The sequence below is a fragment of the Bradyrhizobium viridifuturi genome (assembly GCF_001238275.1).
Lineage (GTDB): Bacteria > Pseudomonadota > Alphaproteobacteria > Rhizobiales > Xanthobacteraceae > Bradyrhizobium > Bradyrhizobium viridifuturi.
Map to the genome: position 1 here is coordinate 84,486 of NZ_LGTB01000010.1, position 13,759 is coordinate 98,244.

Here is a 13,759-nt window from a genome sequence, read left to right on the forward strand (position 1 = left end):
CGACAGGGACAGGAGGATTCGAATGCTGCTTCGCGGCAAAACGGCGATTATCACAGGGGCGGCCTCGCCCCGCGGGATTGGCCTCGCAACTGCCAGACGATTTGCCGAAGAGGGCGCGCGGGTTGCCATCCTCGACATCGACGGGACCGCCGCACAAGCCGCCGCGCAAGGCCTCGGCGACGCTCATATCGGAATTGCTTGCAACGTCGCCGACCAGGCTTCGTGCCAGAAGGCAGTCGAAGCTGTCGTCGACCGTTTCGGCCAAATCGACATCCTGATCAACAATGCCGGCATCACACAGCCGGTCAAATTCCTCGACATCACGCCGGCCGACTGGGACCGTATCCAGGACGTCAACCTCAAGGGCATTCTGTTCCTGTCCCAGGCAGTGATCCCGCATATGCGGATGCGCAAGTCGGGATCGATTGCATGCATGTCGTCGGTATCGGCCCAGCGCGGCGGCGGCATTTTTGGTGGTCCGCACTACTCGGCGGCGAAGGCGGGGGTCCTTGGGCTTGCCAAGGCGATGGCTCGGGAATTTGGCGCCGATGGTATCCGCGTCAACTGCGTCACGCCGGGATTGATAGGCACCGACATCACTTCCGGCAAGCTCAACGACGAGATGAAAGCGAAGATCTTGGAAGGCATTCCGCTCGGACGGCTCGGGGAGGCCAAGGACGTTGCCGGCATCTACACATTTCTCGCATCGGACCTCTCGGCATACGTCACCGGCACCGTGATCGACGTCAACGGCGGGATGCTCATTCACTAAGAGCAGCAATGGAGAGACGGATGTCCACGAGTTCACTTGTCAACGCGCCTAGCCTTTCGCAGCGTGCGCGCAATATTCGCCGCAACGCCCTGCGCATGGGCGAAGTTCAAGGCCAGGGCTATATCGCGCAGGCGCTCGATATTTCCGACGTGTTGGCGGTCGCATATTTTCACGCGATGCGCTACCGGCCCGAAGAGCCTACCTGGGAAGATCGCGATCGTTTCCTCCTTTCCAACGGTCACTACGCGATCGCCCTTTATGCCGCACTGATCGAGGCCGGCATTATCCCCGAAGTCGAACTCGATACGTATGGCTTCGACGAAAGCCGCCTGCCGATGTCGGGCATGGCGTCCTACACGCCCGGCATGGAAATGTCCGGCGGGTCCCTGGGGCTCGGACTGAGCATCGCGGTCGGCATGGGCCTCGGGTTGAAGCGCAAGGGCTCCAAGAGCCGTGTCTTCACGCTGTTCTCGGACGGAGAACTCGACGAGGGATCGAAGTGGGAAGCGATGATGTCGGCTGCACACCACAAGCTCGACAATTTGATCGCGATCATTGACGTCAACAACCAGCAGGCCGACGGCCCTTCGAAACAGATGATGGGGTTCGAGCCGTTGGTCGACAAGCTCGAGCCTTCGGCTGGTTCGTACGTCGAGTCGACGGCAATGACCTGGACGCCGTCGTGGTAGCATTCGACGCAACGATTTCGCACCCCGAACCGCAACCGAGGATCATCGTCGCCGACACTGTCATGGGCAAGGGAGTTCCGTTCCTCGAACAGCGCGAAAAGAACCACTTCATTCGGGTCGAAGCGCACGAATGGAAGTTGGCGCTGGCAGAACTTGATGCGGGAGACAGGTCATGAAGTCGGTTACCTCAGCTTCGCCCGGGAAACCGCGGCTCACCACCTCCGCGATGATCGCGTCGATCGCCGCCGAGGGACAAAAGACGAAACCGGCGCCGTTCGGTCACGCGCTCGTCGAATTGGCCCGGAGCCGCCCCGAGGTGGTCGGCCTCACCGCCGATCTGGGCAAGTACACGGACCTGCACATTTTCGCGAAGGAGTTTCCAGACCGCTACTATCAAATGGGTATGGCGGAGCAGCTCCTCTACGGTGCGGCTTCGGGCATGGCGGCTGAAGGATTCATGCCCTTCGCTACGACTTATGCGGTGTTCGCCTCGCGGCGCGCCTACGATTTCATCCACCAGACGATTGCAGAGGAAGACCGCAACGTAAAGATCGTCTGCGCCTTGCCAGGTCTCACCTCCGGCTACGGCCCAAGCCACCAGGCGGCGGAAGACCTCGCGCTGTTCCGCGCAATGCCGAACATGACCGTGATCGATCCCTGCGACGCTCATGAGATCGAGCAGATCGTTCCGGCCATCGCGGCGCATCACGGACCCGTATATATGCGGCTCTTGCGTGGTCAGGTGCCCCTCGTCCTGGACGAGTACAACTATCAATTCAGGCTCGGCAAGGCATCCTTGATTCGAAACGGTCGGGACGTCCTGATCATCTCCTCTGGAATCATGACCATGCGGGCGCTGGAAGCCGCAAAGGAACTCGCCGGTGATAGCGTGGACGTGGCCGTGCTGCATGTACCGACAATCAAGCCGCTCGACCACGAAGCGATACTGCGCGAAGCACGGAAACCTGGCCGTCTCGTCGTGGTCGCCGAGAACCATACCATCATCGGCGGGCTCGGAGAGGCAGTTGCAGCGTTGTTGATGTGCTCCGATGTCCATCCAGTCTTCCGCCAAATCGCGTTGCCCGATGAGTTCCTTGCCGCTGGGGCGCTTCCCACGCTGCACGATCGCTACGGCATTTCGACTGCCGAAGTTGCAAGGCAGATCAAGAGGTGGCTGCGCTAAGCGCGCACCTCGATACGTCAAGTTCGACTGAGGGAAGAATCGCTTACGCGGCGTCGCCGCGAAGAACGATGGCCGCTGCCTGACGGCCGGTGCCCGAGAACCGGCCGGAGCTGCAGAAGCGTACTGCTGCCGACAACATACCGATACTCAACAAGGAGGAAGCAATGACCCAACGTAAGTCGACTGCCATCACCCGTCGCAAGTTGCTCCTGGCTGGCGCGGCCGTCCCGTTGTGCGCCATCCTCAGCCGCCCGGCCGCCGCCGCGGAGTTCACTTACAAGCTTGCGACCGGGCAGGACCCCGCGCATCCGGTGAACGCTCGGGCCAAGGAGGCCGCCGATCGCATTAAGGAAGCGACTAGCGGACGCCTGGAAATCAATCTCTTTCCGGCCAACCAGCTTGGCTCGGATACGGATCTGCTGACGCAGGTTCGCAACGGTAGCGTCGAGCTTTTCAACCTCTCCTCTCTGATTCTCGCCACCCTTGTACCCGCCGCTGGCATCGTGAATCTCGGCTTCCTCTTCCCCAACTACGATGCCGTCTGGAAGGCCATGGACGGCGAACTCGGCGCCTACATCCGCGCGCAGATCGCCAAGACGCCCGTCATGGCGGTGTCCAAACCTTGGGACAATGGCTTCCGCCACATCACGTCGTCGGGCCGTGAGATCAAGACACCGGACGACCTCAAGGGCTTCAAGCTCAGGGTACCTGCCGCACCCAATCTGACGTCGCTCTTTCTTGCGCTCGGGGCAGGACCAGCGCCGATCAACTTCAACGAGGTCTATTCCGCGCTCCAGACCAAAGTCGTGGACGGTCAGGAAAATCCCCTTCCGGTCATAGCAACGGCGCGCCTGTATGAGGTGCAGAAGACCTGCAGCCTGACGGGTCACGTCTGGGACAATTACTGGATCCTCGGCAACAAGCGCGCGTTCCAGAAACTTCCGCAGGACGCGCAAGAGATCGTGACGCGCGAACTCGATCGCTCGGCCAACGATGAACGAGCCGACATTGCAAAGCTCAGTGAATCCCTCCGCACAGATTTGTCAGCCAAGGGGATGCAATTCCTCGACGTCGACCGATCCGCCTTCCGGCAGGCGCTGGCAAAGACGAGCTTCTATGCCGACTGGAAATCCAAATTCGGCGAGGAGACCTGGGTTCAACTTGAGAAAGCCGCGGGCAAGTTGGGGTGAGTCATGGAACATGCGCACATGGACGGGGCGACACTCGCTCTTCCTGAGCCTGCCTCCGGATGGCGCAAGGCTGTGGTGAACCTGAACAAGGCACTGAAGCCCGTCGTCGCCATTCCTGCCGCAGTGCTGGTCGTTGCGGAGGTGATCGTCCTTTTCGTCGGCATCGTCTCTCGCTACGTGCTCCACACCCCGATTGTCTGGTCGGATGAGCTCGCCGGTATCCTGTTTCTATGGCTGGCGATGCTGGGATCGGTCGTCGCCTTCCAGCGGGCCGAGCATATGCGGATGACGGCCATCATTGGCATGATCCGACCGGAAGCCAGGTTGTTCCTTGACGTCTTTGCGACAGCTGCCGAGTTTGCGTTCCTGCTTCTGGTAGTTCGCCCCGCCTACGAGTTTGCGGCCGACGAAGTCTTCGTCACAACTCCGGCTCTGGGAATAGTCAACACTTGGCGCGCGGCCGCCCTGCCGGTCGGCGTCGGCTTGATGCTGGTCGTAGCCACCCTGAGGCTGGCAGCCACAGCCAATGTGAAGCACCTTGCTGCTGCAATCGTTGCGGTAGGAACGCTGATCGGGGTTCTCGCGCTGCTCGCACCAATCCTTAAACCCCTCGGTAATCTGAACCTGCTGATCTTCTTCGTGTTTATCGTTGGCGCCATGGTTTTCGCAGCGGTGCCGATCGCCTTCGCGTTCGGCCTGGCGACCATCGGCTACATAACACTGACGACCAGCACACCCGACGTGGTCGTTATCGGTCGCATGGACGAAGGCATGAGCCATCTCATCCTGCTCGCGGTGCCGATGTTCGTGTTCCTCGGCTTGTTGATCGAAATGACCGGCATGGCCCGCGCTATGGTCGGTTTCCTCGCCAGCCTGCTCGGCCACGTTCGGGGCGGCCTCCAATATGTGCTGGTCGGTGCGATGTATCTGGTCTCGGGTATTTCGGGATCCAAGGCGGCCGATATGGCAGCAATAGCGCCTGTGCTCTTCCCCGAAATGACCAGACGCGGCGCGAAGCGTGGTGACCTCGTCGCGCTCCTGGCGGCGACCGGTGCTCAGACCGAGACGATCCCCCCATCATTGGTGTTGATCACGATCGGATCGGTGACGGGTGTGTCGATCGCGGCCCTGTTCACGGGCGGGTTGTTGCCGGCGATCGTGCTCGCGGTCGGACTGTGCGCGGTGGTGTGGTGGCGGTACCGTCGAGAGGATTTGTCGCACGTTCAGCGGGCGACCAAGCGTGAAATCGGCCGTTCCTTTCTGATCGCGATTCCCGCCATTGCCCTTCCATTTGTGATCCGCGCCGCAGTGGTCGAGGGGGTAGCAACAGCCACCGAGGTCTCGACGATCGGCATCGTCTATTCCGTATTGGCCGGGCTTTTTATCTATCGCCGGTTCGACTGGCGTCGCCTCTATTCGATTTTGGTTGAGACCGCGGCTCTTTCCGGCGCGATCCTCTTCATCATCGGCGCGGCGACGGGGATGGCCTGGGCTTTGACCCAATCGGGCTTCTCGGCATCTCTTGCAAAGTTCATGACTTCCCTGCCGGGTGGTGCGCCGATATTTCTGATCGTCACCATCCTTGCGTTCGTCGTCCTGGGAAGCGTGCTCGAAGGCATCCCTGCCATCGTGCTCTTCGGTCCGCTGCTTTTCCCCATTGCCCGTCAGGTGGGAGTGCATGAGGTCCACTATGCCATGGTCGTCGTTCTGGCGATGGGGATTGGACTTTTCGCGCCGCCATTCGGCGTCGGCTACTATGCGGCGTGCGCCATCAGCCGGATTCATCCCGACGAAGGCATGGGTCCGATCCTGGCGTACATGCTGGCCCTGCTCCTCGGCACGGTCATAGTGGCTGCAGTGCCGTGGATTTCCATAGGTTTCCTTTAAAATCCGCGAAACGTCTCAGCTGCGGGGATCGTCCGCAAGGTGAGCTTCTGGCGAGCTAGACAGGTTGTTCGCACAGTTCTTTGCCCCTCGTGGAGGCAACGATCCGGGCGCGAAGCGACACACGGCGTTCAGGGGCATACCCGACTGTGGATCGCGCATCGACCAGATCACCATGCGAGTTTTCGAAAAGGCCTGACGTGAATGCAGGTCGCCCTTCGCTCGAAGCTCCGATTACTTTCACGACAGCGCGACTAGCCTCTGGAAGGCCGCTCCTACGTCACGTCCACTTAGATCATGGACGGCCGGGTCGAGCCACTAGCAAGCCCGGCCAAGTCCGCATGTCGCCGAAAGCGGAAGCGTATGCAAAGCGTTACCGGTAAGGCCGCGGGGCGTTGCCGGTTGATGGCGCGACCCGAGACATGATTCAAGCTCCGAAACCGGAGCCTCGAATCATGCGCTACGAACTCAGCGATTACGAATGGATCGCCATCAAACCGATGCTGCCGAACAAGCCGCGTGGCGTTCAGCGCGTAAATGTCCGTCGCGTGCTTAATGGCATCTTTTGGGTCCTGCGTTCAGGTGCGCCATGGCACGACCTGCCGTTAGAACTACGGACCCCGCGCTCGACGAAGGCGAACGAAGGAAAAACGGCTGCAAGGTGCCCTGGCCGACCAGGCTTGCCAATGCGAACTTTGCTTTCCGAGACCTCAGGCGTTGACCTTTTGCGATGACGATGATCAGGCACGACGTTATTCTACTTCGTAGCTCAATGCAGCCTCCCTCTCACCTTGACGCAGCACGCCCGCCAATCACGCCAATAGCTGGCGTGCCTTGATAAGTGCGCGCGCGAGCACATCAATTTCTTCACGGGCGTTGTAAAGTCCAAGGGACGCACGGCATGTTGCCAGTGTGCCGAAGCGCTTGAGCAGCGGCATCGCGCAGTGCGTCCCCGCCCGCACCGCTACGCCGGCGCGATCGACGACGGTGGCAATATCGTGCGCATGCGCACCTTTCACATCAAACGAGATGATCGGCCCCTTCTCGGCCGGCGTCCCGATCATGCGCACGAAGTTGATGTCCCCGAGCTTCTCCTGCGTGTAAGCGAGCAGTGCGCTCTCGTGCTTGCGGATCTGCACCTTGCCTATCGAATTGATGTAATCCACGGCTGCGCCCAACCCGATCGCCTCAACGATCGGCGGCGTACCCGCTTCGAACCGGTGCGGCGGATCCCCATAAATGACGCCGGAACGCGAGACCTCGCGAATCATCTCACCGCCGCCATTGTAGGGCGTCATCGATGCCAGATGCTCGGATTTTCCGTAAAGCACGCCGATCCCGGTCGGACCATAGAGTTTGTGGCCGGTCATGACGTAGAAATCGCAATCAATGTCGCAGACGTCGACGCTCAGATGGACGCATCCCTGTGAACCGTCGACCAGCACCGGGATACCACGAGCATGTGCGACCCTCACCAGGTCTTTCACCGGCAAGACCGTGCCGAGCACATTTGACATCTGTGTGATCGCAACCATCTTGGTGCGCGAGGTCAGCAGTCGTTCAAAGTCATCGAGCAAGAAGTTACCGTCATCATCCACTGGTGCCCATTTGATCACTGCACCGAGCCGTTCCCGAAGAAAATGCCACGGCACAATATTGGAGTGGTGTTCCAAGATTGACAGAACGATCTCATCACCCGGGCTGATGCGCTCACGACCAAACGTCTGCGCGACCAGATTGATTGCCTCGGTGGCGCTGCGGGTGAAGATGATCTCTTCATTCAAATGCGCGTTCACAAACCGCGCCACCTTGGCACGGGCACCTTCATACGCCTCGGTCGCCGCATTGGCCAGATAGTGCAAGCCGCGATGAACGTTGGCATATTCGCTGGAGTACACCTGCATCATGCGGTCAAGTACCGCATTTGGCTTTTGCGCGGACGCAGCGTTATCGAGGTAGACAAGCGGCTTGCCGTAAACGGTCATGGCCAGCGCCGGAAAGTCACTACGTAGACGGTCGACCTCGTAACGACCATCGCTGACCGCGGGATGTTCGCTCACAGCCGCTCCTGCAGCCAGTGTTCAGCTTGCGCGGTCACAAAATCGCGCAGGTTATCGGCGAAGATCTCTTCAATCGACTCTCCAATGAACGCTTTAATGAGCAACATCTGCGCATCCATTTCGGATAGCCCCCGCGCGCGCAGATAGAATACGAGATTATTATCCAGCGCTCCTGAGGTCGCTCCGTGGCTGCAGGTCACGTCGTCGGCCGAGATTTCAAGTTCCGGCTTATTGTCCGCCGCGGCCTGATCGGATAAGAGCAACGCTCGGGTCGACAGGCTGGCGACGGTCTTTTGGGCGACGGGACGAACAACGATTCGGCCCTGAAACACCGAGCGGCCGCAATCATCAACGACCGCGCGGAACTTCTGCCGACTGGTGCAATGCGGCACGGCGTGGTCGACCACGATTGTTGTGTCGGCGTGCAGTTTATCTTTGACGAGATTAACCCCGTTCGCAGAGAGCTTGGATCCCTCACCACCCAGCGTCACGAATCCCTGATAGCGATTGATGGAGCCGCTGCACGTCATGCTGAAGAGATCGAGCTTAGCTCTGGTGCCGACCGCGATGATCCCCGACGAGATGTTCACCGCATCAGCGGCGTCAGCCGCTATGCGGAGATGCGAAAGGCTTGCCTCGTCCCCAGCCAGGGCGATTAAGACATCGTTGGCCTGATAGCCGCTCGCGCCTTCGGCCGAGATGAAACTTTGCACCACGGTCGCATGCGCCCCTTTATCGAGCTGCAGATATGAGCGTGTAAAAGCGGACACCGACGATCCCGTTGCGACCTGAACGATTTGAATAGGGCGTCTAATCGTGTTGCCTTCGGCAATCGAAATTACCAGACCATCTGAGGCCATTGCCGCATTGAGCGCGATCACCGCATCGTCCGTCGTCGAAAGCACCAACCCAGCCATTGCGCCAGTGGCCGAGTTCTCCAACACCTCTCGCAGTGACTGCACATGGAGCTCGTTTTTCAGCTCGCCGAGATCCGATAGCTCAGGCGCGAATATGCCGTCCACCAAGACCAATTTGACCGCCTGATCGACAGCCACTCGCCTGGCCGACGCCTTTGCGCGCGCCAACGCCGCTGCATCCGGTCGCGGAGCGAGTGGCAACACCTCGCCGATCAAGGCACGCAGATCCGTGTATCTCCAGGCCTCCATGCGCCGATGCGGCAGGCCGGCGCGCGCATAGGCTTCGAATGCCCTCGCACGGATATGGGGAACGAGGCCCGCGCCAGGCAACCGTTCGAGCGCGGATGCGAGAAAATTGCTCGTTGCGCACCCGGCATCGGCCTTAGCCAATACTTGCGTCATGGGGAAATCCCTTGAGCCGTCAGGCCGCGGTTTCGAACTGGGCGTAGCCACAGGCCTCGAGTTCCAGTGCGAGTTCCTTGCTGCCACTCTTCACGACGCGGCCTTTCGACATCACATGCACATAATCGGGCACGATGTAATGAAGGAGCCGCTGGTAGTGGGTGATCACGATCATCGCCCTTTCCGGCGAACGCAGGCCGTTGATACCGCTCGCGACAATACGCAGAGCGTCGATATCCAGCCCGGAATCGATCTCGTCCAGTATGCATAGACTCGGCTCGAACAACGCCATCTGCAGTACCTCGTTGCGCTTCTTCTCGCCGCCCGAGAAGCCGACATTGACGCCGCGCTTGAGCATATCCCGGGTAATGTTCAGTGACCCGGCCACCTCACGGACCTTTTTCAGAAATTCGGGCGTGGATAATTCCCCTCGGCCGCGCGCCTTGCGCTGGGCGTTCAGCGCCGTGCGCAGGAAGTTCATGGTGGTGACGCCGGGAATCTCGACCGGGTACTGGAACGCCAGGAACACGCCCTTGGCGGCGCGCTCGTTCGGCTCCATCTCCAGGAGGTCCTCGCCCCTGAACAGGATGTGGCCGCCCGTGACTTCATAGCCCGGCTTGCCGGCGATGACGTGCGACAGCGTCGACTTGCCGGAGCCGTTCGGCCCCATGATCGCGTGCACTTCGCCCGCATTGACCATAAGATCGAGGCCGCGGATTATTTCACGACTGTCGACACCAACATTCAGATCTTGGATTTCGAGCAGCGTCATTTTTGATCTGATCCCTCAAAATGCGTCGTCCGCAACGGCAAGCCGCGTTCGGGGGCTCGCGGGACGTTTGGTTATCCGACAGATCCCTCGAGAGAGATCGAGATCAGCTTCTGCGCCTCCACTGCGAACTCCATCGGAAGCTTTTGCAGGACATCTTTCGCGAAACCGTTGACGACAAGGCCGATGGCCTGTTGCTCGCTCAAGCCTCTTTGCAAGCAGTAGAACAGCACGTCCTCGGAAATCTTCGACGTCGTCGCTTCGTGCTCGAACGTCGCCGAGGAATTCTTGGCCTCGACATAGGGCACGGTGTGCGCGCCGCACTTGTCGCCGATCAGGAGCGAGTCGCAGGCGGTGTAGTTGCGCGCGCCGGTCGCCTTGCGATGTGCGCTGACGAGGCCGCGATAGGTGTTCTGCGACTTGCCGGCAGCGATGCCCTTGGAGATGATCCGGCTCGACGTGTTCTTGCCGAGATGAATCATCTTGGTGCCGCTATCGACCTGCTGGAAACCGTTCGAGATCACGATCGAGTAGAACTCGCCGCTCGAATTGTCGCCGCGCAAGATGCAGCTCGGATACTTCCAGGTGATCGCCGAACCGGTCTCGACCTGGGTCCAGGAGATCTTGGAGTTCTTGCCGCGGCAGTCGCCACGCTTGGTGACGAAATTGTAGATGCCGCCCTTGCCCTCGGAATTGCCGGGGTACCAGTTCTGGACCGTCGAATACTTGATCTCGGCGTCGTCGAGCGTGACGAGTTCGACCACGGCGGCGTGCAGCTGATTCTCGTCGCGCTGCGGCGCGGTGCAGCCCTCGAGATAGGAAATGTAGGAGCCCTTGTCGGCGATGATCAGCGTGCGCTCGAACTGGCCGGTGTTGCGCTCGTTGATGCGGAAATAGGTCGACAGCTCCATCGGGCAGCGCACGCCCGGCGGCACGTAGACGAACGAGCCGTCCGAGAAGACAGCCGAGTTCAACGTCGCGAAGTAATTGTCCGAGGTCGGCACCACGGTTCCGAGATATTTCTGCACCAGCTCGGGATGCTCGCGGATCGCCTCGGAGATCGGCATGAAGATCACGCCGGCAGCCTTCAGCTCCTTCTGGAAGGTGGTCGCAACCGAGACCGAATCAAACACGGCGTCGACCGCGATCTTGCGGTTCGGCGTCTGCGGGCCACCCGGCGGGGGCTCGACGCCCTCGAGGATCGCGACCTCGCGCAGGGGAATGCCGAGCTTCTCGTAGGTCTTGAGGATTTCCGGATCGATCTCGTCAATCGAGGACAGCGTCTTCTTCGGCTTCGGCGCCGCGTAGTAGTAGATGTCCTGGTAGTCGATCTTCGGATAGTCGACGCGCGCCCAGGTCGGCTCGGTCATGGTCAGCCAGCGGCGATACGCCTCCAGGCGCCATTCCAGCATCCAGGCCGGTTCATTCTTCTTTGCTGAGATGAAGCGGACGGTGTCTTCCGACAGCCCCTTCGGGGCCTTGTCGGACTCGATCTGCGTCTCAAACCCATATCGATACTGGTCGACGTCGATGCGCCGGACGCGCTCGACCGTCTCTTGTACAGCTACCATTGCCCACTCCGTTCACGCATGGACGATTCCCGGCGGCAATGATCGCGTCGCCTCTCCTCCGGGCGGACCGCGCAAGTCACGGCCGACTCGAGGCCAGTTTGGGAAAGAACCAGGAGACGAACCCAAAAGGGAGCCGCCCTTGATAGGGTTTCGATCATGTTTTGCGCCGGAGTGCCACCCGTAGGCTCCTCGATCTATGCTGGCACACAGGTATCAGGCACTGGACAAACGACGGCGCATTGCGGCGCATCAAAATGCCCTTCACATTGAGTGCACTGGGCCGGATTGATCACATATATGTCGTTCTTCAGGCTGATCGCGGCGTTAGGGCATTCGTACTCACACGCACCACAGACCGTGCATTGTGACGCGATTATTTTGTAGGCCATCACTACGATTCCATAAGCAAAGGTGCGAGACTACGCCTTGCTTTCAAGTCTCATGCCAAGGAGTCATGTGCTTGATTTATCTTGGCTACTTTCGATAGCGCAAGGGCCGCCTCGACCACGTGTCGTAAACCCGACAATCGGCATCGCAGCTGCTTGATCTCGTAGCTTGCGCATCGTCGAGATTTCGCGATAGCCAGCGATCATGTGAAGGGGTTCGCCAATGAGAAGCAGCTCGGCTCGACTTGACGTGGCGGCGGAGCGCTTTTGAAGTGGTATCGATTGTAACCGTGCCACCGTCTCGGGGATCGCAGATCGCCTCTGGTGATGGTTCTGCTCACCCGGACAGCGGCAGCGAAGGCACCACGATGTCAATCGGGCGACGTCGTCATCGGCTCAAGCAACGTCTCCATATCGCAACCAGAAAAATCGTCGCGATGGCGCTAAATGGAGCCGCTCCGGTGATCGAGGGTCCCCTGGCCGAGCCGGCGCACGCAAATGTTCAAAATCTCGCAGATTACGGCCGCGCTCGGCGTCGCAAATAAATCTCCGCGGACCCCAGCAGATTGATATGCCGAAAAAAAGCCACCCCGGAGGGTGGCCCAAGTCAGGGAGGAAACACCCGTAGGGGCCTCTGGGATCAGGCTGCAGCCTGCTCGATCGGTGAGAACGGGAGCCCGAGACTGTCGGCCACCGCCTTGTAAGTCAGCCGGCCTCGATGGACGTTGAGGCCTGCACGCAAATGCGGATTTTCCAACACGGCGGAAAAACCCTTATTGGCCAGAGCCAAGCCAAACGGCAGCGTGGCGTTATTTAGTGCCTGGCTCGAGGTCAGCGGCACGGCGCCGGGCATATTGGCCACGCAATAATGAATGATGCCATCCACTTCATAGGTTGGATCGGCGTGAGTGGTTGGGTGCGAAGTCTCAAAACAGCCGCCCTGATCGATAGCGACATCCACGAGCACGGCCCTCTTACGCATCAAGCTCAGCATGCTCCGCCGGATCAGCTTGGGCGCACTCGCACCTGGAACGAGCACGGCACCAATCACAACATCGGCCGCAAATACCTCTTCCTCCACAGCTCCGATGGTCGAAAACCTGGTTCGAACGCGCCCTTCGAATAGCTCATCCAACTCGCGCAACCGAAGTATCGAGCGGTCGATGATGCTCACCTCTGCACCGAGACCGGCCGCCATCCGTGCCGCGTGCGTACCAACGACGCCACCACCGATCACCACGATTCGGGCCGGCTGAACACCGGGCACGCCGCCGATCAACAGCCCTCGTCCGCCTGCACTGCGCTTTAGCGCGCTACCCGCCGCTTCGACCGCGAGCCTGCCTGCGACCTCGCTCATCGGAGCCAGCAGCGGAAGGCCACCATGCCCATCAGTCACTGTCTCATAGGCGATTGCCGTGCATCCCGATTTTAGAAGCCCCTTGGCCTGCGCCGGGTCCGGCGCCAAATGCAGATATGTGAACAGGATCTGGCCCTCCCGCAGCTGGCTCCATTCGGACGGCTGAGGCTCCTTGACCTTCACAATCATTTCGCTCGAAGCGAATACCTCAGCTGCAGAATCCAGAATCGCTGCGCCGGCGCTGCGATAATCGTCATCGGTCGCGCCAATGCCAGCGCCGGCATTGGTCTCGATCATTACGCGGTGTCCTGCTGCCGCGTATTCGCGGACGGCTCCAGGGGTCAGGCCCACGCGATATTCGTGTGCCTTGATTTCCTTGGGAACTCCGACCTTCATTTGCAAACTCCTTGCCTAGTGCGCCTTTCTAATTGAAAGGCGCAGCGATATTGCGACGCAGCAGCCCAAATTGCGCAGGAATTCAGCGATCTTTGACCAGCCGTGCAGGTTTTCGATGCCGAATGGATTGAGCGACCGTGCTCGCTAAGCTTAACCGTCGTACTCCGCGATCGCGATGACGCG

10 protein-coding genes and 2 pseudogenes are annotated in these 13,759 nt (G+C 60.1%); 6 read left to right on the plus strand and 6 right to left on the minus strand.

Annotated features, from left to right (window positions below; all coding sequences use genetic code 11):
* The first annotated feature begins 22 nt into the window (after positions 1-22).
* The 6 genes and pseudogenes from ALC15_RS11185 to ALC15_RS41825 form a co-directional block, all read left to right on the plus strand.
* Positions 23-772 carry an SDR family NAD(P)-dependent oxidoreductase gene (locus ALC15_RS11185; RefSeq protein ID WP_050402954.1) on the plus strand — a complete coding sequence of 250 codons (750 nt, stop codon included), beginning with the start codon at positions 23-25 and terminating at the stop codon, positions 770-772.
* 20 nt (positions 773-792) lie between these two features.
* Positions 793-1,637, plus strand: a pseudogene (locus ALC15_RS11190) (transketolase).
* Positions 1,634-2,644, plus strand: a complete 1,011-nt coding sequence (locus ALC15_RS11195) for a transketolase family protein (protein WP_050627271.1) — start codon at positions 1,634-1,636, stop codon at positions 2,642-2,644. Before ALC15_RS11190 ends, ALC15_RS11195 begins: the two are co-directional and overlap by 4 nt.
* A 164-nt stretch (positions 2,645-2,808) precedes the next feature.
* Positions 2,809-3,834, plus strand: coding sequence for a TRAP transporter substrate-binding protein (locus ALC15_RS11200; RefSeq protein ID WP_050627324.1), 1,026 nt, complete (start codon positions 2,809-2,811; stop codon positions 3,832-3,834).
* Between the two features lie 3 nt (positions 3,835-3,837).
* Complete coding sequence (locus ALC15_RS11205) at positions 3,838-5,721, plus strand: TRAP transporter large permease (protein WP_050627272.1); 1,884 nt, start codon at positions 3,838-3,840, stop codon at positions 5,719-5,721.
* 452 nt (positions 5,722-6,173) lie between these two features.
* A pseudogene (locus ALC15_RS41825) lies at positions 6,174-6,359 on the plus strand (transposase); the annotation flags it as partial.
* A 171-nt stretch (positions 6,360-6,530) separates the two neighbouring features.
* Here ALC15_RS41825 and ALC15_RS11210 read toward each other — a convergent pair.
* From ALC15_RS11210 to ald, 6 genes are all read right to left on the minus strand, one after another.
* A complete protein-coding gene (locus ALC15_RS11210) occupies positions 6,531-7,778 on the minus strand; it encodes a cysteine desulfurase (protein ID WP_094193818.1) in 1,248 nt (415 codons plus the stop codon).
* Positions 7,775-9,097, minus strand: a complete 1,323-nt coding sequence (gene sufD / locus ALC15_RS11215) for a Fe-S cluster assembly protein SufD (protein WP_050627274.1) — start codon at positions 9,095-9,097, stop codon at positions 7,775-7,777. The genes ALC15_RS11210 and sufD overlap by 4 nt, the downstream gene beginning before the upstream one ends.
* 19 nt (positions 9,098-9,116) lie before the next feature.
* Entirely contained in the window at positions 9,117-9,869 is a 753-nt protein-coding gene (gene sufC, locus ALC15_RS11220; RefSeq protein WP_050627275.1) for a Fe-S cluster assembly ATPase SufC, read from the minus strand.
* Positions 9,870-9,940: 71 nt separating this feature from the next.
* Positions 9,941-11,437: a Fe-S cluster assembly protein SufB gene (gene sufB / locus ALC15_RS11225; protein ID WP_050627276.1), complete on the minus strand. Its 1,497-nt coding sequence runs from the start codon at positions 11,435-11,437 to the stop codon at positions 9,941-9,943.
* Between the two features lie 194 nt (positions 11,438-11,631).
* Complete coding sequence (locus tag ALC15_RS41830; RefSeq protein ID WP_083992237.1) at positions 11,632-11,826, minus strand: 4Fe-4S dicluster domain-containing protein; 195 nt, start codon at positions 11,824-11,826, stop codon at positions 11,632-11,634.
* 637 nt (positions 11,827-12,463) lie between these two features.
* Positions 12,464-13,576 (minus strand): alanine dehydrogenase, encoded by a 1,113-nt coding sequence (gene ald, locus ALC15_RS11230; protein WP_050627277.1) that lies wholly within the window; start codon positions 13,574-13,576, stop codon positions 12,464-12,466.
* Positions 13,577-13,759 lie beyond the last annotated feature (183 nt).

Excerpts from the sequence above, each read along its gene's own strand:
- sufC (WP_050627275.1), bottom strand. The coding sequence starts at position 9,869 with ATGACGCTGCTCGAAATCCAAGATCTGAATGTTGGTGTCGACAGTCGT.
- ALC15_RS11185 (WP_050402954.1), top strand. The coding sequence starts at position 23 with ATGCTGCTTCGCGGCAAAACGGCGATTATCACAGGGGCGGCCTCGCCC.
- sufB (WP_050627276.1), bottom strand. The coding sequence starts at position 11,437 with ATGGTAGCTGTACAAGAGACGGTCGAGCGCGTCCGGCGCATCGACGTC.
- ALC15_RS11205 (WP_050627272.1), top strand. The coding sequence starts at position 3,838 with ATGGAACATGCGCACATGGACGGGGCGACACTCGCTCTTCCTGAGCCT.
- sufD (WP_050627274.1), bottom strand. The coding sequence starts at position 9,097 with ATGACGCAAGTATTGGCTAAGGCCGATGCCGGGTGCGCAACGAGCAAT.
- ald (WP_050627277.1), bottom strand. The coding sequence starts at position 13,576 with ATGAAGGTCGGAGTTCCCAAGGAAATCAAGGCACACGAATATCGCGTG.
- ALC15_RS11200 (WP_050627324.1), top strand. The coding sequence starts at position 2,809 with ATGACCCAACGTAAGTCGACTGCCATCACCCGTCGCAAGTTGCTCCTG.
- ALC15_RS41830 (WP_083992237.1), bottom strand. The coding sequence starts at position 11,826 with ATGGCCTACAAAATAATCGCGTCACAATGCACGGTCTGTGGTGCGTGT.
- ALC15_RS11195 (WP_050627271.1), top strand. The coding sequence starts at position 1,634 with ATGAAGTCGGTTACCTCAGCTTCGCCCGGGAAACCGCGGCTCACCACC.